This is a genomic window from Bacillus sp. KH172YL63 (assembly GCF_011398925.1).
Lineage (GTDB): Bacteria > Bacillota > Bacilli > Bacillales > Bacillaceae_B > Rossellomorea.
Map to the genome: position 1 here is coordinate 2,246,533 of NZ_AP022842.1, position 20,667 is coordinate 2,267,199.

Sequence of the window (20,667 nt, forward strand, 5' to 3'; positions counted from 1 at the left end):
CCCCCTTATTTTGTTTTGATTTTTGTTTCTTCCATTAAATAAAATGGTGCATCTGTTATTTCTCTCAATCCCTCTACAGAAATATCAGAGAGTATTTCAAACAAGTACATCTTTTCTTCCATGAACTTGAATACCGCATGCTCCGTTACGATCATGTCCGCTTTTCTCACTCCGCTACTTGGAAACGAAAGCTTTTTCACAAGTTTTGGACTCCCACTTTTCGACAAATGCATCGAAGCGATGATCATTCGTTTCGCTCCTGCAACCAGGTCCATGGCACCCCCAACCCCCAGGATGGTTTCACCCGGTACTGCCCAGTTGGCAACTTCTCCGGTTTGATCAACCTGTAAAGCACCAAGGACTGCTGTATCAATATGCCCTCCCCGGATCATCAAGAAGGAATCAGAGCTGTCAAATAATGAAGAACCGATATCCATGGAAACAGGTTTTTTACTCGCACTGATCAAATCCATATCCACTTCCTCACCAGTTGGAGTAGGTCCCATTCCAAGCAGTCCATTTTCTGATTGAAGGTAAACCTTTTTATCTCCAAGATAATCGGGAATGAGAGTGGGGATGCCGACTCCTAGATTAACGATTTCATCTTCGTTTAATTCTTGAGCAACCCTTTTGGCAATTGTGATTCTTTTAGAATGACTCAACGTACCTTCCCCCTTCCTTCACATAGCGATTTTGAACGATATAGTCCACGTATAAGTGAGGTGTCACTACTTCCTCGGGAGCAAATGACCCTGCTTCCACAATTTCATCCACCTCTGCTATGACGATCTTAGCTGCCGTTGCCATCACTGGATTAAAATTCCTTGCTGTCTTGTCATAAATCAAGTTTCCCAGTGTATCAGCTTTCAGTGCCTTGATAATAGCTACATCCCCTTTGATCGCTTTTTCAAAAATGTAGGGTTCACCATCAATCACTTTTTCTTCCTTTCCTTCAGCCAGTTTCGTTCCCACACCGGTCTTCGTATAGAAACCACCGATTCCAGCCCCACCGCAGCGAATCGCTTCTGCCAAAGTACCCTGGGGAATGAGTTCAATTTCCAATTCACCCTTTGACCAGGCTTTGACTGCATCACGGTTCGTCGTAAAATAGGATCCTTTTGCTTTTTTGAGCTTTCCGGCAATCAGGAGTTTTCCGAGGCCACGCCCTTCCTCTCCCAGGTTATTACTGATGATCGTTAGATTGTCTTTATCAGAATTCACCAGTTCATCGATCAGTGTCAGGGGTGTTCCGGAAAGACCAAAACCTCCGACCAACAATGTGTCTCCACTATGAATGTGAAGCAGCGCGTCATCCAGACTTAATCGTTTCTTCATTTTGTTCCTCCCCTTGTTTTTGAGATTCCGAGTAATTCACATAAGCAGAAAATGATTTGATGGCTGTGCTTTCTTGAAAGAAATATGGCTTCTTAGTCTCCTTCAATATGTCGATTGCCAACTCATCGTTGTATCCCTGAGACATAAAGATCGGTAGAAAAATACAATTACTTTCTTTTATCAACTTTTGGATTTGTCCTGATAATATTTCATTTTGATAGTCTACTTGGAACGGAAACGGAACGATGATATTGTCATAGTCTTCTGATTCATGTAGTACCTCCAAGCATGAAGTCAACTTGGATAAATCATCATAAACAATCGTGGTGACATCTAAAGGATTCATAAAGGCCTTCTCGATTCCCGTTATGCGAATCATTTGTTTCTGCAGGAACTCAGATAGAGGCGGAAGATCAATTCCATACTTATCGCATAAGTCCGCCAAGTAAATGGACGTAGCGCCAGCCCATGAGAAAATGACGGTTCGCCCTCCCTTTGCTTTCTTGTACGAGTCGAAAAGCCAGGAGATCGCGACCACTTCATCAATACTCTCTGCCTTTATTAATCCTGGATGATTGACCATCTCCCATGGAATGGCATAATCATTATTCCTGCCCAGATGATGCTTCACGGCAATTCTGGATATCTTCGAGTGACCAATTGGAAGTAAGATAACAGGCTTACGCTTAAGATAAGCTTGATGTAGCAGACGAAAAAACCGCTCTTCTTCTGTAATCGACTCAATCACCAATAGAATCGTTTCTGTATCGGGATCGTGAATCAAAAACTCAAAGCAATCATTCATGTTGATATCCATCTCATTCCCCGGAGAAAGCCAGTAGGAGAAGCCAAGACCTTTCTCATTCGCGTCCAGTATGGCCCTACCGATGCTCCCTCCATGACTGATCAAACCAACGGAGCCTTCATGAAAGTTTTTCGGTTCAAATCGAGGTGAAAACGAGATTCCCCAATTCCCAATAAAATGATAGAAACCAGGTGAATTCGGTCCATAAACCCTTGTGTTTGTACCCCTTACAATCGCTTTAAGTTCTTCTTCCCTGGTGATTCCATCCGGACCACTCTCAGAAAATCCTGAGCTTAGGATGATCACATTTTTCACTTGTTTTTCTACGCATTCTTTTAGTATTTTTGGGGTATGTATAAAAGGGATGATTATGCATGCCAAATCAATCTCTTCTTTGATCTCCAGTACACTTGGATAACAAGTCATTCCCGAAATGGAATCATAATTGGGATTAACGAGAAAGATATCCCCAGCAAATTTTGATTTTTGAAGATTCACCATCACACGTCCTGCATTCTGATGAAATCTTTCAGATGCACCTATGATTGCAATGCTTTTAGGGGAAACGATAGGTTGTAGTGTTCTCATGATTTGATTGATCCCCCTTCTAATTTTTTAACCTTCCTTACAATAGTGGAAGGATTCACTTTAAGAGCCCGGGCTATGCCACGGTAAGACTTCTCTGTGAGCGACGCCTTATATATAAGCTCTCTTTCCAGCTCTTCTATCGCTTCCTTCAGTGGCAATATTTCATTCACAACAATTGCTTTGTCAGTACCCGTTTTTCGTTCATCCGTTTTATTAAACAGCGAAAGTACATCGCTTTCATTCACTTCTTGGTTGGTAGTTGTTACATATAATCTTTCAAGTATATTGACGAGCTCCCTCACATTCCCCGGCCATCGATAGTTGCTGAGAACTTGTATGGCTTTCGTCGAAAATCTGAGATGCTTATCATATTTAGAAGCAAACATTCTTGAATACGTATCGACCAGGAGCGGGATATCCTCCAACCTCTTTCTTAAAGGAGGGATGGAAATCGGGATGACATTCAAACGATAGAATAAGTCTTCACGAAAATTCCCTTCTTGGACCAGTTCTTGCAGGTCTTTATTGGTAGCAGCAATGACACGGACATCTATTTTCTTGGGAGCTGCCGAACCTACCCGGGTTATCTCCATTTCCTGAAGGACCCGTAACAATTTCACTTGAAGATGGGTAGGGATCTCTCCAATCTCATCTAGAAAAATCGTTCCATTGTTCGCTTGTTCAAACAATCCGGCTTTTCCCTTTTTTAAAGCACCTGTAAATGCTCCTCCCTCATACCCAAACAACTCTGATTCCATTAGCGTTTCTGGTATCGCTCCGCAGTTTACTTTAATGAATGGCTGCTCCAACCTTGGGCTGGCCTGTTGAATCAATTTGGCTATTTCCTCTTTTCCTACTCCCGATTCACCTGTTAATAAAACGGTGACATCTACTTTAGCCACCTGTTCAACGGTTTCGATCAACCTTTTCATTTCTGAAGATTCCGCTATGAAGGAGCCTGTTTTCTCAGATAAGTGTAAGGTCTCCAATAGTGACTTTGCTTTCTCAAGCTCATTCCTCAATGCGTCAAACTCAGACATGTCTTTCACATAAATGACAATTCTCTCGATCATTTGATTGCTGCTATTTTTTATAGGGTTCGCGGTAATGATCAAAGAATTATCGCTGCCGACGCTTGTTTCCATGACATTATGTCGTTTGCCCTTCGCAATCACTTTGTTGACGATCTCTTTAATAAAGTCCGGTGTCTCATGTGTGTCGGAATCGAGATCAAAAAGAGAACAAAAGCTTTGATTACTTTTAATAATGATTCCTTCGCCATCTGTAATACAGATTCCATCTGTTGAGTTTTCCAGTACACTTTCCTGCTCCCTTAAGAGCTGTTTGACAGATTCAAGTTCATTCGAAACAAATTCAATTTCTGAAATATCCTGAAAGACTCCTACTGCACCAGTAAGGTTTTCACCGTCATAGAGTGGAGTTCTATGGGTTAAATACATTCTTCTTCCCACACGATATTTTTCTGTGTGTCCTTTGCCAGTCCGGATTACATTCAACAATCCACTCGGTGTTACGACATCCGTCAAAAATTTGCCGATTGCTTTCTCTTTTGACGTCATGGCCATTTTTTCTGCAGGAGGGTTGATCGATGTGATTTTCCCTTCAAGATCAATCGAGAGGATACCATTGTGGGCCGACTTGAAAATCGCATCCCAACGGCTGACTTCCAGTTGAGAGAACTTAGCATAGGAAGCCAAATACTGATCTTTCGTCAAGAATCCGGAAATATGACCATTCTTATTGATCACCGGCCAAATTTCGTGATCCATTTCTGATATATGTTTTAATTCATCTGTTTCCTTTAGAAAATGGAAGTTCGTTTTATGAATGTCAGATAATGTGCCTTTGTTTTTTAGCAAACCTCTTAAAAGATCATTCTCTGTAAAACACCCCACCAGTTCATCCTTTATGTTATAAACCAACCCGCCCTTCACTCGAGATTCTAGTAAACGATTTGCAACAGCTTCAATGTAATCGTTTTCAAAATACTTTATAGAAGTACTAGTCATTGCATCTTTCACTAACAATGTGCTCGCTCCCTCTGAGTGATCCACTCATTTATTTGTATTGCAAGAAGTGTGCCAACATTAAAAAGACTATAAAAAACTGATTATTCTAATGTTTTACAATATTTAAACTATAAAACACATTCTAATATGTTGCAATAGCGCAACAGTTGTTGCATGAGTGCCACTATTTAGATGAGAATAAGGTCGAAAAATAGAAAAAAGACCTATATGTCTTTTATTCATTAAAAAAACCGTTGCATTTGAGCAACAGTTTACTTGTTTTATTGGTTAGAAGATTAGAAGTGGGGAGACGATGCTTCTACTTATTTTCAATAAAAAGAAGCACGGGGACGGTTCCCGTGCCTTCATTACCACCTTAATCAAATCGGATTATCAGGAAATTCATTGTGATACTTATCAATTAATGCTTTATAATTTTCATCAGTAGGTACCGCCTCTAAATATTTGCTTTTCCAAATAATCATTTGGTCACTAAAACTATACTCTGTATCAAACCAATTTGTATAATCATAATGCAACTTAAATTTACCACTACTGTTTAAAGACATTGTAAAAGAATACCAAGCTTCTTGATCGTTATCTTTAAAAACTTTCCTAAGTTCCTTACTTAATTTATATAAGTGATCTTCTTTTTTCTCAAATTCATCTTCATCAATTTGATATTTGAAGGGAATTTCCAAACTATATTTATATTGTTCATCTTCTAATGTATTATAAAAAAAGTAAGTTCCTCCCCCGGTTTCAGATATTTGGGCATACAAGTAAAATTCATTCCAATCCTCTGGAATCATTTCATTAACTGTTTCAGCTAACTCTTTATATAATCTTTCCATTTCCTTTTCCATTCTCAACCTACTATTGTGATTACAAAGGTTACTTTCCTTCTTTACCATCTATTGATGAACGATTTTATCAGAATCTGATTTGAATAGAATGACGATTGAAAAAATGCTTTCTCCATGTTCCCAAGAAACTCTAAAAAAATGCAGTCAGTCCCCCGTCATACTAATGCATTAGTATGGCGGGGGACTGACCCCAAATCCAGCTATATACTCATTAATTCATTTTAAAAGCAATGATTTCCCCTTCTGGATAATCACCTTTCCAACCGCAAGGAAAAGCACCAAGTTTATATACATCAAACAATTCTTCAAAGAAAGAGCTATTCTTCCCGTTTATCGCTCTATTAATGGCACAATTAGTAAGATCAGCTACAACATCGTCATAAAATATACTATATTTAAATGAGCTTTTTCTCACATTATCAGCAATAATTCCTAATAACCCTTCCAATCCTTTAGGCTTTTCACTTTCTGACATTGCGTAATAAATACCCCAAACTTCACTCATTTCTAATTCTCTGATATCTTTCCAATTATACTCATCCTCGCCAAAAATCTCATCATAAGCTAAATGCTCTGCTTTTTTTATATCATTAATAATAACAGTTTCGTTGGAAATATTATTAGTAGTTTCACTCTGGAAATTTTCCGAGAACCGAATTACCTCTTCAACTAAATGATTATATACTCCATAGTCCATTACTTATTATACCACCTTTCCCAAAGGTCAACTGTTGCCCCTCCTCCTCTTTTCCATACGGGGTTCGTAACCTCTTTGTCCATTCTTTCTTTTGTGTATTGTTCCATTCCAATTTCCTTAATCCTTTTAAGTTCATTTTCAAGGTAATTATCCTGCATGTATAATGGTAATCCTTTTTCTTGAAGTAGTCTTAACTTTTGTTGTAGTTCATAAACTTTTTTTTCTATTATAGATATATCTTGTCTAATATCTATTTCATCTAATTTTCCTCGCACAAAATTACTATAAACTGCATGGTATCCTTTATGTCTAGAAGTTACACTAACATCTGCATCCGGAACTCGAAGAAAAAATCCATTTGAGGCATTGTCCATATCCATACCTATTTTTTGTAATACAGGATGACTTCTAAATTCCTTAGGAATAATATGTTGTGCTTGATAAGGTGTTCGTTTTGTAACTTTAGGCAAACCCATTCCTTCAAACATATTTTTCCCTAGTTTTGTAGAACTTCCTCCTGTTACTTTTCCAGGAGTTCCAGGAATAAGCCTATTAACTTCACCCGAACCCTTAGTCTCAACCCTTCGAACCCGATCCTTCCCAGTAAACACCACATGCCCATCCTCATTCAACAACACCTTCCCCATACTGGAGAAAACCTCTGACTGCCCAACCCTCGAAACCGGACCGTCCACAACCTTGTGATACGTCTTCTCCATCACCGATCTCACTTTCTTCGGATTTAAGACGTTTTTAGTTTTCCTGAATAGCTCTTGAAGATGTCCGGAAAAAGCGTTCAGTCCCAGTGCCCTTTTTCCGGTTCGGGAAGAAAGTAGCTGATGGGCGGTGTCCTCCACTTTTCCGAAGGTGCTTTTGACTCCGTTGTGAATGAAGGATTTAATTTTGGCTGTCGTCATAACATTGTAGGGAACGTCGGTCTTGGAGCTCATTTTTCCGGCTTTGCCCATCTTGCCGACTTTTTCTACGCCTTTCGCTCCGATAATGGACGCGGCGATATAGGTTCCCGTGTAGGAAAAGTATCTCGCTCGGCTTCGCACGTCTCCATTGACGACTTCTTCTTCAAAGGATTGTTTCAGGTCCTTCCATATGTACTTCGCCGTGTCGATGGGGTGCAGGACGGTATGAATAATACCTTTGAAGAATCCGATGGGATCGGTGAACAGGGCGATGAGCGTGTCGACGAGATCGCTGACGATATCGACAATTGCAAAAAAGGCTCCTTCCACGGTCCCAAGAAACTCGGATACTTTATTTTTGGCCATGACCAATGTAAACTCGGATAGTTTGGATAGAAACGATGAGTCTTCCTGATGAGCCTTCTTCTCTATTATACCAAGCTTTCCTTTTTGAAAAACAGTTTGGAGCCGGGCGATATGCTGCGTCATCGTGTGGACCTGTTCTTCGAGGGGCGCAAGGGAAGCCGTTTTAGTATGGTCAAACTCATGCAGCTTTCGGAGGATGCGTTCTTTTTCCTCCTGGGCATGGGTCACCTGCTGTAAAAACGACCAGTCCTGGATCCTGGGCACCGATACGATGTCTGATACACTTCTGATGGTCGAATTGGCTTCTCCTTTCAATTCCACCGTTGTCCGCCGTGCCCGTTGAAGACCTTCTTCTACTTCGTTGTCCAGGAAGCTCTGCCTCATGAACCCGTCAGGTGAAGGCTCCACGTGATCAAGGGCCTCCTTCATCTGCCGAATGACGGATTGATAGTCGGATAAAAACAACTGGTACTGTTCCAACATGGGAAGGTGCTGACTCCGGTAGAAATCCCTAATGGCATTCCCGCCCTCCCCCTTGAACGAAACATCCAGATTGACCACGTCCTGAACCGCTCTTTCAATCTGCTCTACCTGATCTTTCTGGGAAGACAGGGTTTCCTCTATCTCCTTTATTCCATTGAGAAAGCCGTCTACATCCAGTATTTTCATAGAGTGCCTCCCTTACCGGCTCAAAGTCATGGTAGAAGAAAGAGTACGGTCGGTTTCTTCCATGCCTTCTACAGAAAGTTGCGTGGCCGAATGATTTTCCATCAAAAGCTGATGATAGCCCTCCAGCATCTTCTGGCATTGTCCATTGAGTATATTCAGCTTGTTGATGACCTCGAGTTCGTTCGCCCCGCCAATCTGCCTGGGATACGCTATATTCCAAGCGTCAATCGTTTGACGAAGCTTGGAGAACGCCCTCTCCGTCTCTGAATACTGAATCTGGATTTCAGTGTGCATGTGATCGATCCTTTCTATTCATTTCAACGCCCTATAAAATTCCAATTCATAGAATATCGTACCATCGTTTCCACCTTCATACTATTCTGAACCAAGTTTTTTCAATAAATTAGTTATTTTTACTCAGTTCTTAAGCAACAGGGAATATTGAGAGATTTTCTCTGGTAAAAAGAAGCATGAGAACCGTCCCCCATGCTCTAAAAATTGATAGAAAATGTGTAAAAGCGTAGCATTAAACCCATAATTTGGTTTATAGTGGAAAAGATGGTATTGCTCTTCTTTTTCTTGTGGTTTATACCATGAACGGCGACATGTGGTTCCGCAAATTCATCTCCCTTGTCGCTTGCTACAATATACAATCTAGAAAGGTGTGTCTGCAATGAAATACATAGTCGGCATGTATATCGTAATGGCCATGATGGTATGTGTGACTTTTATCAGTGGGTATCTATTAAACGGAGAGTATTGGGCGATTGCGAGCTGGTTGATAACCGCTTTGTTTTTCTTTGGAACTTTATTTTACATTAATGCCAGATACATATATTCGAAGAATAAGGATGAAAGTTAATAAGAAGCACGGGAACCGTCCCCGTGCTTCTTTTCATTGCCTAAAACGATGCATTAGCCGAAGCACCCGCCTGATCCTCTTTTACACAATCAATCGCAATGACAAGCGCTAAAATCAGCGTCTCCATCTCTTCATCCAATATTTCCACCTTGTAGCTATCACCCCAACTAAACCACTCTTTCCCCACTTCTCCTACTACGGCCCCTTTAAGCAGTACCTGAAAGTCCATATCCAGCCAGTTCCCTTGCACTTCAATACCTGCCGCATCAATGGAATATCTCGCTTTCAGAAAAGAAAACTCCTTCTTAATCGTCACGACCGCTTCACCATTCACCTCAACATAAAACGTCGGCAGAAAGCTCAATACCTTTTTAGTGATCAAGGCTACCTCATCACGGTCTGTATTCATGATGGAGAAAGTCTTCGGTACTTTCATGAAGCTCCCCTCCACATAATAAACATCCCTCTCGTCCTGGTCCTTTACTGTGAATTTTTCACTGAGACTGAATACTTTTTGTTTGATGTAAAGCTGTTTCATCGTCATGCCCCCATTTTACGTCTTTCCTTTATATACGGATGAGATGCGTTTAAGTTCCAGTCATCCTCACCATTTTAAAGTCAAAAATAAAAGCCACCCCTTTACGAAAGGAATGGCCAACACTATCTATTTATCTCTCACACGCCCATCCATCTTTGTCCCGGTCATGTTTCTTCGCGTAAGCAGGATGATCGGAAGCGACTCCGTGTGGGTAGACCTTTGTAAGTTCCGTGCAGTTTTGGTAAAACTCTTGCTGAGTGGCAGCTGCAGGTTCTTCGCTTGCAGTACCGGATTCATTACTTGATTTAGACGTAGTAGATGCTGTCGAAGCTTTCTTTTCTTCCTTTGGATCCAGATCTCCTTTAGTCGTACCGTTTTCGCCATAAGCCCAGAGCCCCGTACCCTTCTCCCTTGCTTCCCGGGCGAATTTCATGAAGTACTCGCTGTACATCACATCCGGGTTGTAAGTGGACGGCTCGGCATATCCGTTTAATACCAGGTCCGCATTGAACATCTTCGTCCGGATCTCTTCTTCGTTCATAACATCCTTAGGGACCTCAAGCCAAATCAGGCGAAGGTAACGGTTGTACCGGTCCGTATCGGACACATCTTTTTGAAGCCAGACCGTTTTGCCTTCCAGCTTTTCAGTCGTGTAATTACTTGCTTCTTTCCCGTATTCTTCAGTCCTCGTTGTGGACTCAGGCGTGTTGACGCCGATGAACCGCACCTTTCTTCCATCCTTCAATTCGACTGTATCACCATCGATCACGCGGGAAACTAGTACTTCTTCCAAACCGAATGATTCGGCAAGTTCCTGCTGCGCTTTCTCAGCTTCAGCTTTTTCCACTTTCGCCTTTTCTTCAGCCAGCTTCTTCTCTTCTTCCTTGGCTTTCTTCTCTTCTGCCGCCTTCTTTTCTTCGTCTGCCTTCGCCTGTTGATCGGCTTCTTTATCAGCCTGCGCAGTCGTTTCTTTTTCCACTTCTTTTGTTGGAGCTGCACAGCCTCCCAGGACGATTCCCAGGATTCCGACCGTGATCATCCAGCCTGCGTACGCCCTTTTAACTTTTCTCTTTTGGGAAGTGTGGTATAAACCAAACACCACGATTAATAGTCCAACCCATGCTAAAGGCGTGATCATCGCCATGAGCAGCGTGAAGATGATGGCAATGGCAGCCAAGTTCCTACGTGATTCTTTCATTTCAGCACCTCATTATATTTTTTCGTTCAAACCTTCTGAATGGCCGCAACCTTTTAACAGTTTTGTATATTAATTGTATTATAAAATGGCTCATTTATCAGATAATCTCGCAATTTAGTGAAGAATATTCTGTACTCGGGAGAAAAAAGGGCAGATGCTTTATGCTTAACAGGTTCTGTTTTGGAGAACAAAAATGATGATTAACAGTTAATAAGGGTTCCAATCATTGCTTCGTCCCCCTTTTAAAAGCCCTGTTTTATTTATAACCTATTAAACACTTTTTAATTTGAAAGATATAATTTATCTAAGTCAGTTCACCTGAAACAGGTGGGCTACGATTTTTTTGAGGGAAATGTAAAAAATATGTTAAAGTAATGACAGTTATAAATGGCTAGGAGGGTTTAATTGAAGAACGAAGTGTTACCTAAGAAATGGGACGTTTTTAAAAACATCGCTCTTGTTATCATTCTCTTTATATCTATAAGATATCTATTTGATGAAGAGCCCTTTAATGACAATCTTGGTTGGTTTGCCATGGTACTTTTTTGGATTGTCAAAGTGTTCTTTGACCTTATTCAAAATATAAGCAAAGGTGATAAAAAGTCTATGGTCGGGGATGTCATCTTTTTAGCCGTGGGGTTTGGCTTACTGCTTTGGCGAGGGTTTAAATGGTTGGGAATTCCACCTTATTAACGGTTGTAACTCTATACCACTTTGACAATAGCAATCTTCAGTAAATGGCAATATTAAATAGAGGCTGGGCCAAAGGGTTCCAGCAAAACAAAAATCCAAACAAGTGATTTGATAAAATCTAACTCGTTCGGATTTTTAATTTTTAGTGCTAAAGCTTAATCCATGTATTAAGCAGGTTCTAGCTGTTGGTTGAAGTGCAAGACGAAGACTCATGCGGGAAAAGCGGAGTCTTGGACGGACATCAACAGCGGTGTAACACGTCATCTAATTGTTCATCTTTAGAGTGTATAAATTAAGTTATGTCCCAGCTTCTTTTCGGTTTGATATTTTTCTTGTTGATCATTCGACTTGTAGAGCCAATGATTAATCCTGCTCTTTTCTTATTTTTTTACTGCTGTGAAGTCACTTTCTTCATATTATCCTGAAGTTCCAAGATCCGGTTGGTCCCCTCTTCACGCAGACGCTTGTTCTCTTCTTCAATCGATTTCGTTTCCTGCAGTCCTTTAACGATCGTATTCCAGGACTCTTCAATCGTTTCAATTTGAACGCTTGGTCTTCCTGCCAATTTGGCAATTTCCGTGCTTTGATTTGCGATGTTTTCTGCATTACGCTTTAACATCTCATTTGTACGGCGATCAAGCTCATTCATAGAATCAGCAACAAGTTTTTGTCGCTTCGCCGTAACCGCCTGGATGATGCCGTTTTTGAAGATTGGGATCGTGATGATAAATGCTGAGTTGATCTTCCCGATCAGTTTCGTATTCCCCCGCTGTAGAAGGCGAATTTGCGGTGCTGTCTGGAGGGCCACCATGCGGGCCAAATCAAGATCATATACGCGTTCTTCCAGCGTTTGGATAGCACTCTTTAACGTATCGAGTTGCAATTGGGCCATCTGGTCCCCGTTCATCGCTTTTTGTTCATATTCCGGAAGCGTGTTCTTCAGTTCGTCCAATTTGATTTGACCGGCCACGACGTATTTTTCCAGCTCCATATAATATTGGATGTTGTTTTCATACATTTCTTCAAGCGTCATCGTCGAGCGAGTCATTTCATCTTTGTACTTCGAGATTTCAACGTGGACTTTCTCGATTTCGCCGCCCAGTGTCTGGTATTTGCCGAAGATCTTTTCGATCATGTCGTTTCCACGGTTGAACAGTTTCCCGAGCAATCCGCCTTTTTTCTCTTCGAAATCCTTCTTATCAAAGCGATCCATGATCTTGCCGAGCTGCTTCAGCATGGCTCCTGAGTCCGTCACTTCCGTCGTTCGCATCATGGATAGGATGCGGTCTGAGAACTGGGAGATCTGCACGGCCGGTTCTTTCCCGAACTCTAACAGTTCCATTTGGTTTCGTGTATCCACTTGCTGGGACAGGCGGATGACTTCTGGATCCTGGCGAAGCTCCTTGCGAATGTCCTCGGCCTTTTTCTCTGTGATCACTTCATTGTTCTCAAGAGTTGCAATGTTCGTTTCGTTTACCATCGTTTCTTCACTCCTATTTATGGGATTTGATTGTCTTGAAAATTCTTCTTACAATCGAAGGTTCTTTATACTCAAGCTCAAATGACATTTCCTCCAGCCAATGGGTATCGAATACCTTGGACTCGATAAATTGTTCGATGCAATTATGGCCCGGTGGATTATAGACGACGATATCCACTCCCAGTTCGTTAAAGAAGAGAAGCCTTGCTGCATCTGAGCGTGATAGCATACCGTTCATTTCATTATTGAACAGCACCAGCTTCGGAACATCCTGTGAATAATCAAACTTCTGGATGAGTTTCAAGTCTTCCGGGGAAAGATCCGTCGCTTGAGTGAATAGATAAAGTTTTACGTCCTCCAGTCGTTCATGATTGAACGGAAGCAGCCGGGGGCTTTCACACATTTTTGAGATGACATGGGCAATGGCACGCTGAACTCCTTCAGGAAGATGCTTATATTGCCACCAGTTGCCGGTCATCATTTTCTCTACATCCAGGGTTCCGTCACTCGCCAAGGAATGTTGATAATGGAAGGTATGATTGGCTTTCACTTCCGTCGTGAACGGAAAACGCTGGATCAATACCGCATTCTTGTCTTCTGCCAAACTATGTAAACGGCTCCAATATTCCTTGTGATTCTCTGAAACCCCCATAATTTTAGCGAAAATCGCCGGGATCTCGACTTTCTGCCTGGTGGCTTGGAAATTCGGACGGACGAATGCCTTCTCTTTACTGATTAAGAACAGTTCATCATACGTTGTTTTCAAGGTGACCGACGAAGGCAGACTGTTGCGGAATTGCCACGGTTTATACAGTTGGGATCCGTCATGGAACAATACATCATTCAGCTCCTGCGTTGCACGGTATGCGACAGTCGACTGACGATCCGGCTTCTCCGTCGGGAACGGTTCCAGTTCTCCCTTGCTTGATTGCTGAATAACCTTGGAGCATAACTGATCAGGGTCCAGATCCGCAAACTGATCTTCACCACCGGGATGGAAGATGAGGACATCACACCCGATGCTCATCAAGTAATAAAGAAAATACAACTGACTCTTCGTTGCGTCTCCGTACCAAATGACCCGGGGCATTTCAATTTCCGGATCAAGCTCTTTTAACCATGGGTCCAGGTGATTCCAAGACCATTTCACAATGTCCACTAACACCCTCCGGAAATCGGGACTTCCTAAACCGGCGGGATGTTTTTTCTCAAAAGTACCCAGTACCGAAATAAGGGATTGTCTCAGCAACCTGTGAAACTGCTGATTGCTGTGACCGGGAATGAGTTGCTCACCTTCCATGAACGCGACAATCCTGTTGACGGACAGCCCTTTTTCTTTTTGATTGATCATGATAATCTTCTGAACACGCTGAAACATTTCCGGTGTGATCTCTTTATTTAATTCCTCACTTAAGACGTGGATCCCATCGGACGTATAAAGTTCATAGAGGGACAGATAATAATCCGTTTCATCGTATCCAATTCCGACAATCCTCCCCGTGACCTGGCAAAAGCTTAGCTGTTCATCTTTCTCATAAGGAGTCCGTTCAGGGAGTTTTTTATATAATATTTGTTTCCATTTATCAGAGTCGATCTCTGCTTGAGTCATGTTGATACTGGAATAATCACTCATGATGTCACCCCTCACATACTTTTTTCAGCAGAGGTCATCAGCCGGTGACCTCCATGTAATGCATAATTCCTATTTTGCCTCTACGTTCCCATAGCGGCTTTGTACGAAATCGACGATTTCCACTGAAGCGTTGATTCCAGCTTCCCTCGTCTGATTGAGTATAGGAAATTTCTCCAGAACCTCTCCATGAAGGGGGGCAATCCCATACGTCCCGTTCGTAATCAGTTCAAAATCCAGGATGGAATCACCTGCTGTGCAAATATCATCTAATCCGAGCGCCACTCGTAAATAGCGAAGGGCGGTCCATTTCGTAAGGACCTTTGGAATAAAATAAAGTTTCCTTCCCTGAAGTGACACTTGCCATCCTAAATGATCCGCAAGTGCCCTTAACTCTAAGAATCGATCAGAAGAAAAACGGTCCGTATGGAGGATGATGTAAAAAAACACAGAGTCTCCCGGTTTGATTTTCTTGATCCAATTTGTGTCGTTAAGGGCTGTGACTTTCTTCATTATCTCTTTAAGGGGCGTGGAGTTCTGTAGCAGCTGCTCGACATGAATCGTCCATTCCTTCCACACCTCACCCCTCTTCAAGATCGTTCCCCCATTGCTGGTGATCGCATAGTCGGGCTTGATTGTATCTTGAAACAGCTGGATCCTCTTATACTGCTCGATTGTCCTTGTTGTCACCGGGATAAAAAGCATGTCATCATTGATCTGCTTCAGGATCGCTTTCGTTTTGGTTGAAATATAGGAAATGGGTTTCCCGTCGAGGAGCTCAATGCATTCCTCGTTGCCGTCCGACCCATACGCTGCGAGCATTCTTGGTGAGAAAATCAGGGTACGGTCCAGGTCACTTGCGAATGCGTTCATGTCTCTTTGTCCATCTGCTTGATCAGGCCGCAGCAGCTGTACGACATGTCATTATACTCTTCAACGGGAACCCCTCTGTCCTTTGCAAGCATGAGGATATGCTCTAGATAATGTTCTTTCTCCGTATTGATCAGAATCTTCCACGGCACCCTTCTTAACAGAACACGTGTCGTTTCCCCGACACCCGGCTTGATATGATTGATATCGGGAATATGAAACTCTTCCTGAATTCTCCTCACCGAATTCAAGCCTTCCCAATTCATGTCTGTATGGTTTTCCCGCAGCCCGGCAAGCTCTCTTTCCACTATTGATGATATCCCTTTAAATTCAGACGTAATCGTATCCACATAGAACAATGACAAGTCTTCCGGTAACAATTCCTTATAGTATTTTGCCCCGTGGAAATCATCAGGACCAATCAACGAGTCATTCAATACCGTACGGCTTACAAGACCGGAAACCGTCGAATTCAAGCCGGCACTGGGAATCAGGAAATCCTCCCGGGTGCCGTACAGATTAGAGCAGTGACCGGGATCGGCCAGGACGGCAAGCTCAGGGGAAAGATCCGTTCCATGCTTCTTGTTGTAGCGGTTGATAGATGATGTCAGCTCTTTCGTAATCGCACCCTTTCCGGTCCACCCGTCCACAAACACCAGATTCTCTCCAGGGTGTTGGTCCAGTATGAATGAAAGAGCATTTTCATCGATGCCACGGCCCCTGATGATCGATATACTGTAATGGGGGACCGTCACACCATATTTGTAGCCGATATACCTTTTCATCAGAACACCTATAGGGGTCCCTGCCCTGGCCAGACTGCAGAGGACGATATCCAGCCCACGTGAATGTACAATCTGTTCAGCGGCAAGGGCCACATATAAAGCGATGTCCTTTTTGGTTTTTTCCAATGAATCATGAAAAAGCTTGATGTATTCTTTGGAAGGCTGATATTCGACTGGAAGCATCTCGGAATAGTGGACTCCGTTCTGGATCGCCCTTTCCCGTTCAAGCGTACTTTTTTCAATATCGGCCCCAGACAGATCCTTTAGGAGGAAGGTAACGTCTTCCTTTGTGTAACTGCCCAGATTATCTATTGTTTTGACCATCATCATCACTCCTTTCCATAGTGGAAAACATAACGACATTCAAAGTCCCGATGCCCCTGTCCTTCGCCAATTGTTTAATTTCGTTCAGCGATTCCTCTGAAACCTCTCTTTCAAAGAAAATGAACAATTCATCATACTCATCCCGGGGGATATTGTAGATATAATGAACCACTGCATCGTCTTCTGGATTCTTGAATGAAAAACCGCTCTTTATCGCATACCCCTGCTTCTCTATGGGAAGAATCGGGCTCCTTGTGGTGGAGTGATAGAGTACTCCTTCTCCCATGAGTGAAGCGATCTTCATCGGGAGGTACATCATTTCACCGGTACCGAGACAAAGAGTCTTCTTATTAACCCGGTACTGTTTCAAATAATCTGCTGCCTTCCCGCAGGCTGCGTCCACGTCCTCTTTATGGTTATGGGCAATCCCGAATCTTCCTGTTTCTTTGATATATGGAATCCCGTCTTTGTTATTAACATATGGAGTCCGGGTGAAATACGGTGCGAGGTTGAACCTTTCTACGTGAAGTTCATTCCCCTGATCTATCGCCTGATAATCATACTCCGCTTCCCCGATGGTTTCTCCGGAAAATGTGATATGTCCCGACAAGAGGGATGTCGTATGGATCTTCACTTCTAATTCTCTTTCCAACTGGCGGAACTGCTTTCTATTGTCATCCGATCGCCAATCCAGAATCGATACGACAGTATACTGTTCACGTGGAAATTTGGAATGAATATCTCTGATGATATTCAAAGCCGTCTTACCCGTTGTCATTTCATCATCAATCAGTACGATCGGTTTATCGTTTCGTATGCTGTGCTCATCTAGATAGCAAAATTGGTTGACCGCATGTGAGTGTTCTTCTTTGAAATTCAACAGGGGAACGAGGTCCTTGATTTCTTCCCTTGTGGTATGGATATATTCAGCGTCCCCGATACTGTCAAAAAATGCATGTCCGAGCGAAGTTGCGGTTTCGGCAAACCCGATGATTAGGGGATTGTTTGGTAAACAGAGCTTTAAACCGGACAGTATATGATAGGCTTCCTGGATTTCCAAAGGTTCATCAGAGAAAGTACCTTTTATGATACAGTCTTTCTGTTTCACACTTTTGCCTGTGATTTGTTCGTAATATTCAATTGCCAATAAACCCGATGCAAGCAGTGACTGTGAAGGATTTAACGGTAAATGTTTTCCTAATAGTTTACTAACAAATAGAAATCCTCTCTTCTTATTCACCCTCGCTGCCATCAGGAATAAGTCGTCGAGCGTGAGGTTCAGGGGATTTTCCAAAACCTCTATTTCAATGGTCATATTAGGTAACAGTTGAAGTTTGTGCTGTGTCTGACAATAAGTCGATGTAGTTGTGATTTTCATTGTACACCCCATAAATCATTGATTTTCTCAAAACCTTCTGTGCCCATAAATAATGGGGTTTGATTTCGTTCATTTTGTTGGCGTATTCACTCTTTTTCACTCCAACATTTCCATTTGCACTCTCCGTGATAGACAGTGCATCCAAATAATCCTCTTTCGAAACGGCATTCAGACTTTCCACAATTTTGATGTGATCCGGATGGATGACCGTTTTGCCATTCAATCCATTGGCCAGGTCCAACAAGGTCTCCTTGATTAATCCATCATGATATTCACTCAATAACTGCGACCTGAACCGTAATCCTTCTTCTCCGTAAGATTCTTTAAAAGGAGACTGTCGCAACTCAGGCTTCAAGATCCTTGAAGAGGAATGCTCAAAATACTCCCACACAGGCCCGGAAATCGTGTAGTCCCTTCCGAAATAGTTCATCACATCCATCATAAAATCTTTCACGAGCGAAATATCATATATCGTTGTATGGCAGTTGCGTCTGACTCCGTAAAGCCCGCAAAGATCCGTGGCACCGATACGAATATTCAGTATGTACTGCTTATATTGATGAAGTAGCTTCTTTATATCGGATAGATGACTGTACCGGGTCTCTTTTTCGAGGAGGTCAGCTGTTTCAAAGATCGGCATCCCGTATAAATGAATCCCATTTTCCTTTCCAGCTTGAATCAAGTGATTCAAATAGGAAGAAGCATTACCAAGTGAAAACTTAGGAAATACGAACCCGGTTAAACAGGAGATCGCCTCTCCCAGGGCGCTGCTCATAGTGGAGATTTGCTCAGGTGATCGTACTCGAAGAAATATCAAGGGGAGATCTGTTGTAGACAGTCTTCCGTTTTGTAAAGACTCATAAATCGATTGAAGATGGTGGATCACCATTTTTTCCGCATGTGCTACTTCACTGTCACCAATGGCATCCTCGAGACATAGGACCATGGAACATAATTCAGGGTATTTCCTTTCGATGACCAAATCTGAAATATCTGCCCTTGTAGCCGGCATATATAATGTGGCTCCCAAGCTGTATTCCAGCAGGTCTTTCGGTGACTCTTTCGTAATGTCCGCCGGTTTAATATAAAAAACCCCTGCAGTCTGCAGAGCCGATAAATAACTAAAATGCCTCATCTATTACACCTCATATTTAGAAAAAAGAAGGAGAGTCAGAGTCTCCTTCTTTCCATTATTCTTCTTTGGAAGCTGCTGTTTGCTCGCTGGCAACCATTCTAGCCTTGTTAATATAATGAACGACGAATGTAGCAAGAAATGCCACAATCAATATGACAAAGAACACGACATGATCCAGATGGAATCCGAAGATACTTGCAAACATCTTCGCCGAAATCAATCCAATCAGAATGAACGCTGTGGTTTCAAACTCGGGAAACTTATCGATTAATCTCAAGAAGACACCGGCAACGGTACGCATCATAAGGATTCCTAGCATACCGCCAACAAGCAGTACCCAGACCTGATCTGAAATGGCAAACGCTGCCAGGATTGAGTCCACACTGAAGGTGATATCGACCATTTCAACAGTAAATACAGTTGCCCAAAAAACACCTATTGTACGAACCAACCAGCTGCCTTTATTGAATTCCTTCGTTTCTTCCTCATCATTCTCACTGTTCTTTTTGCGGAAGAAGTCAATGACGATCCAGGCAAGGTATGCCGCCCCAATCACCTTAACAAATGTAAATTTAACTAAGTAAACACCTACTCCGATAAATAAGAAACGGAAGAAATAGGCTCCAAACAATCCGTACATCAACGCTTTTTTCCTTTGTTTTTCCGGCAAGTGTTTCACTAATATTGCAAGGACAAGGGCATTATCCGCGGACAGTAACCCCTCAATGACGACAAGCGAGCCGATTAATCCCCATGCTACAGGATCGGTCAACACTTCTCCCCACATCTCAAAGTCAAAAAACATCGCATACGTTGAAAGTATTTGTTCTATAATTTCCAATTATTGATCCTCCTAAAGCTGAACCATAAGTTTCAGCCTGCTTTAAACCTGCAAACCATAATTTCGGCATAAGTCTGCCAATCCACCAGAAAAGCCACTGCCAATTGCACTAAACTTCCATTCATTCCCGTGTCTGTATAGTTCACAAACGACCACTGCTGTTTCAATCGAGAAATCTTCCCCTAAATCAAAACGGAGCAGTTCATTATCAGATGCATCATCCACCAAACGAACGAATGCATTGGACACTTGTCCAAAGTTCTGACGGCGCGCGTCAGCATCATGGATGGTGACAGTGATACCAATCTTATGAACATACGAAGGAATCTTCGAGAAATCCACGATTAACTGTTCATCGTCACCATCTCCCTCCCCTGTCAGGTTATCACCTGTATGTATAACAGACTCAGAAGGGTGGGATAAATTGTTGTAAAAAATAAAATCCTGATCATTTACACATTTATCATTCTCATCCACCAGAAAAGCAGACGCGTCCAGGTCGAAATCATGCCCGCCTTGATATTTATTAGTATCCCATCCCAGACCGATAACTGCTCTTATCAATCCAGGATTCGTTTTGGTCAAATCAATTCGTTGACCTTTCGATAACTGAATTGCCATTTTTATCTCTCCAATCATTATTCATAGAGTAGATGTTTT

The 20,667-nt window shown here is 42.3% G+C and carries 20 protein-coding genes; 2 read left to right on the plus strand and 18 right to left on the minus strand.

What is annotated here, in order from left to right; translation table 11 throughout:
- Positions 1-5: 5 nt before the first annotated feature.
- From KH172YL63_RS11320 to KH172YL63_RS11355, 8 genes are all read right to left on the minus strand, one after another.
- Complete coding sequence (locus tag KH172YL63_RS11320) at positions 6-662, minus strand: 3-oxoacid CoA-transferase subunit B (RefSeq protein ID WP_173106198.1); 657 nt, start codon at positions 660-662, stop codon at positions 6-8.
- The gene (locus KH172YL63_RS11325) at positions 649-1,335 is read right to left on the minus strand and encodes a CoA transferase subunit A (RefSeq protein ID WP_173106199.1); all 687 of its coding nucleotides are present in this window, start codon (positions 1,333-1,335) and stop codon (positions 649-651) included. Before KH172YL63_RS11325 ends, KH172YL63_RS11320 begins: the two co-directional genes overlap by 14 nt.
- Entirely contained in the window at positions 1,310-2,728 is a 1,419-nt protein-coding gene (locus KH172YL63_RS11330; protein WP_173106200.1) for a CoA-binding protein, read from the minus strand. The genes KH172YL63_RS11325 and KH172YL63_RS11330 overlap by 26 nt, the downstream gene beginning before the upstream one ends.
- Positions 2,725-4,770, minus strand: a complete 2,046-nt coding sequence (locus tag KH172YL63_RS11335; protein WP_232066193.1) for a sigma 54-interacting transcriptional regulator — start codon at positions 4,768-4,770, stop codon at positions 2,725-2,727. Before KH172YL63_RS11335 ends, KH172YL63_RS11330 begins: the two co-directional genes overlap by 4 nt.
- A 368-nt stretch (positions 4,771-5,138) precedes the next feature.
- Positions 5,139-5,624, minus strand: a complete 486-nt coding sequence (locus KH172YL63_RS11340; protein ID WP_173106202.1) for an antitoxin YezG family protein — start codon at positions 5,622-5,624, stop codon at positions 5,139-5,141.
- A gap of 211 nt (positions 5,625-5,835) precedes the next feature.
- Positions 5,836-6,321 carry a hypothetical protein gene (locus KH172YL63_RS11345; protein ID WP_173106203.1) on the minus strand — a complete coding sequence of 162 codons (486 nt, stop codon included), beginning with the start codon at positions 6,319-6,321 and terminating at the stop codon, positions 5,836-5,838.
- On the minus strand, positions 6,321-8,273 hold the full coding sequence (locus KH172YL63_RS11350) for a T7SS effector LXG polymorphic toxin (protein WP_173106204.1): 1,953 nt from the start codon (positions 8,271-8,273) through the stop codon (positions 6,321-6,323). The genes KH172YL63_RS11345 and KH172YL63_RS11350 overlap by 1 nt, the downstream gene beginning before the upstream one ends.
- A gap of 12 nt (positions 8,274-8,285) precedes the next feature.
- The gene (locus KH172YL63_RS11355) at positions 8,286-8,567 is read right to left on the minus strand and encodes a YwqI/YxiC family protein (RefSeq protein WP_173106205.1); all 282 of its coding nucleotides are present in this window, start codon (positions 8,565-8,567) and stop codon (positions 8,286-8,288) included.
- A 379-nt stretch (positions 8,568-8,946) separates the two neighbouring features.
- Between KH172YL63_RS11355 and KH172YL63_RS11360 the strand changes: the two genes are divergently transcribed.
- The gene (locus KH172YL63_RS11360; RefSeq protein WP_173106206.1) at positions 8,947-9,135 is read left to right on the plus strand and encodes a hypothetical protein; all 189 of its coding nucleotides are present in this window, start codon (positions 8,947-8,949) and stop codon (positions 9,133-9,135) included.
- A 40-nt stretch (positions 9,136-9,175) separates the two neighbouring features.
- Here the strand turns inward: KH172YL63_RS11360 and KH172YL63_RS11365 are convergent, their stop codons facing one another.
- Together KH172YL63_RS11365 and KH172YL63_RS11370 are read right to left on the minus strand one after the other, a co-directional pair.
- Positions 9,176-9,673, minus strand: coding sequence for an LURP-one-related/scramblase family protein (locus KH172YL63_RS11365; protein ID WP_173106207.1), 498 nt, complete (start codon positions 9,671-9,673; stop codon positions 9,176-9,178).
- A 130-nt stretch (positions 9,674-9,803) separates the two neighbouring features.
- On the minus strand, positions 9,804-10,871 hold the full coding sequence (locus tag KH172YL63_RS11370; protein ID WP_173106208.1) for a thermonuclease family protein: 1,068 nt from the start codon (positions 10,869-10,871) through the stop codon (positions 9,804-9,806).
- Positions 10,872-11,276: 405 nt separating this feature from the next.
- Between KH172YL63_RS11370 and KH172YL63_RS11375 the strand changes: the two genes are divergently transcribed.
- Positions 11,277-11,564, plus strand: coding sequence for a hypothetical protein (locus KH172YL63_RS11375; protein WP_173106209.1), 288 nt, complete (start codon positions 11,277-11,279; stop codon positions 11,562-11,564).
- 388 nt (positions 11,565-11,952) lie between these two features.
- On the opposite strand, the gene KH172YL63_RS11380 is transcribed toward KH172YL63_RS11375, so the two are convergent.
- The 8 genes from KH172YL63_RS11380 to KH172YL63_RS11415 form a co-directional block, all read right to left on the minus strand.
- Entirely contained in the window at positions 11,953-13,044 is a 1,092-nt protein-coding gene (locus KH172YL63_RS11380) for a toxic anion resistance protein (protein WP_173106210.1), read from the minus strand.
- 13 nt (positions 13,045-13,057) lie between these two features.
- Positions 13,058-14,677, minus strand: a complete 1,620-nt coding sequence (locus KH172YL63_RS11385; RefSeq protein ID WP_173106211.1) for a YceG family protein — start codon at positions 14,675-14,677, stop codon at positions 13,058-13,060.
- Between the two features lie 69 nt (positions 14,678-14,746).
- Entirely contained in the window at positions 14,747-15,547 is an 801-nt protein-coding gene (locus tag KH172YL63_RS11390; RefSeq protein WP_173106212.1) for an HAD family hydrolase, read from the minus strand.
- Positions 15,544-16,653: a cysteine protease StiP family protein gene (locus tag KH172YL63_RS11395; RefSeq protein ID WP_173106213.1), complete on the minus strand. Its 1,110-nt coding sequence runs from the start codon at positions 16,651-16,653 to the stop codon at positions 15,544-15,546. The genes KH172YL63_RS11390 and KH172YL63_RS11395 overlap by 4 nt, the downstream gene beginning before the upstream one ends.
- Complete coding sequence (locus tag KH172YL63_RS11400; protein ID WP_232066002.1) at positions 16,634-18,031, minus strand: phosphoribosyltransferase family protein; 1,398 nt, start codon at positions 18,029-18,031, stop codon at positions 16,634-16,636. The genes KH172YL63_RS11395 and KH172YL63_RS11400 overlap by 20 nt, the downstream gene beginning before the upstream one ends.
- Positions 17,970-19,166: an HpcH/HpaI aldolase/citrate lyase family protein gene (locus KH172YL63_RS11405; RefSeq protein ID WP_173106214.1), complete on the minus strand. Its 1,197-nt coding sequence runs from the start codon at positions 19,164-19,166 to the stop codon at positions 17,970-17,972. The genes KH172YL63_RS11400 and KH172YL63_RS11405 overlap by 62 nt, the downstream gene beginning before the upstream one ends.
- 55 nt (positions 19,167-19,221) lie before the next feature.
- On the minus strand, positions 19,222-20,007 hold the full coding sequence (locus tag KH172YL63_RS11410) for a TerC family protein (RefSeq protein WP_173106215.1): 786 nt from the start codon (positions 20,005-20,007) through the stop codon (positions 19,222-19,224).
- A gap of 42 nt (positions 20,008-20,049) precedes the next feature.
- Positions 20,050-20,628: a TerD family protein gene (locus KH172YL63_RS11415; protein ID WP_173106216.1), complete on the minus strand. Its 579-nt coding sequence runs from the start codon at positions 20,626-20,628 to the stop codon at positions 20,050-20,052.
- Positions 20,629-20,667: the final 39 nt, after the last annotated feature.

What these genes read in the sequence shown, in the direction of transcription:
- KH172YL63_RS11360 (WP_173106206.1), top strand. Translation starts at nt 8,947, where the DNA reads ATGAAATACATAGTCGGCATGTATATCGTAATGGCCATGATGGTATGT.
- KH172YL63_RS11325 (WP_173106199.1), bottom strand. Translation starts at nt 1,335, where the DNA reads ATGAAGAAACGATTAAGTCTGGATGACGCGCTGCTTCACATTCATAGT.
- KH172YL63_RS11385 (WP_173106211.1), bottom strand. Translation starts at nt 14,677, where the DNA reads ATGAGTGATTATTCCAGTATCAACATGACTCAAGCAGAGATCGACTCT.
- KH172YL63_RS11330 (WP_173106200.1), bottom strand. Translation starts at nt 2,728, where the DNA reads ATGAGAACACTACAACCTATCGTTTCCCCTAAAAGCATTGCAATCATA.
- KH172YL63_RS11395 (WP_173106213.1), bottom strand. Translation starts at nt 16,653, where the DNA reads ATGGTCAAAACAATAGATAATCTGGGCAGTTACACAAAGGAAGACGTT.
- KH172YL63_RS11350 (WP_173106204.1), bottom strand. Translation starts at nt 8,273, where the DNA reads ATGAAAATACTGGATGTAGACGGCTTTCTCAATGGAATAAAGGAGATA.
- KH172YL63_RS11355 (WP_173106205.1), bottom strand. Translation starts at nt 8,567, where the DNA reads ATGCACACTGAAATCCAGATTCAGTATTCAGAGACGGAGAGGGCGTTC.
- KH172YL63_RS11405 (WP_173106214.1), bottom strand. Translation starts at nt 19,166, where the DNA reads ATGAGGCATTTTAGTTATTTATCGGCTCTGCAGACTGCAGGGGTTTTT.
- KH172YL63_RS11365 (WP_173106207.1), bottom strand. Translation starts at nt 9,673, where the DNA reads ATGAAACAGCTTTACATCAAACAAAAAGTATTCAGTCTCAGTGAAAAA.
- KH172YL63_RS11390 (WP_173106212.1), bottom strand. Translation starts at nt 15,547, where the DNA reads ATGAACGCATTCGCAAGTGACCTGGACCGTACCCTGATTTTCTCACCA.
- KH172YL63_RS11340 (WP_173106202.1), bottom strand. Translation starts at nt 5,624, where the DNA reads ATGGAAAAGGAAATGGAAAGATTATATAAAGAGTTAGCTGAAACAGTT.
- KH172YL63_RS11415 (WP_173106216.1), bottom strand. Translation starts at nt 20,628, where the DNA reads ATGGCAATTCAGTTATCGAAAGGTCAACGAATTGATTTGACCAAAACG.
- KH172YL63_RS11370 (WP_173106208.1), bottom strand. Translation starts at nt 10,871, where the DNA reads ATGAAAGAATCACGTAGGAACTTGGCTGCCATTGCCATCATCTTCACG.
- KH172YL63_RS11400 (WP_232066002.1), bottom strand. Translation starts at nt 18,031, where the DNA reads ATGAAAATCACAACTACATCGACTTATTGTCAGACACAGCACAAACTT.
- KH172YL63_RS11345 (WP_173106203.1), bottom strand. Translation starts at nt 6,321, where the DNA reads ATGGACTATGGAGTATATAATCATTTAGTTGAAGAGGTAATTCGGTTC.
- KH172YL63_RS11380 (WP_173106210.1), bottom strand. Translation starts at nt 13,044, where the DNA reads ATGGTAAACGAAACGAACATTGCAACTCTTGAGAACAATGAAGTGATC.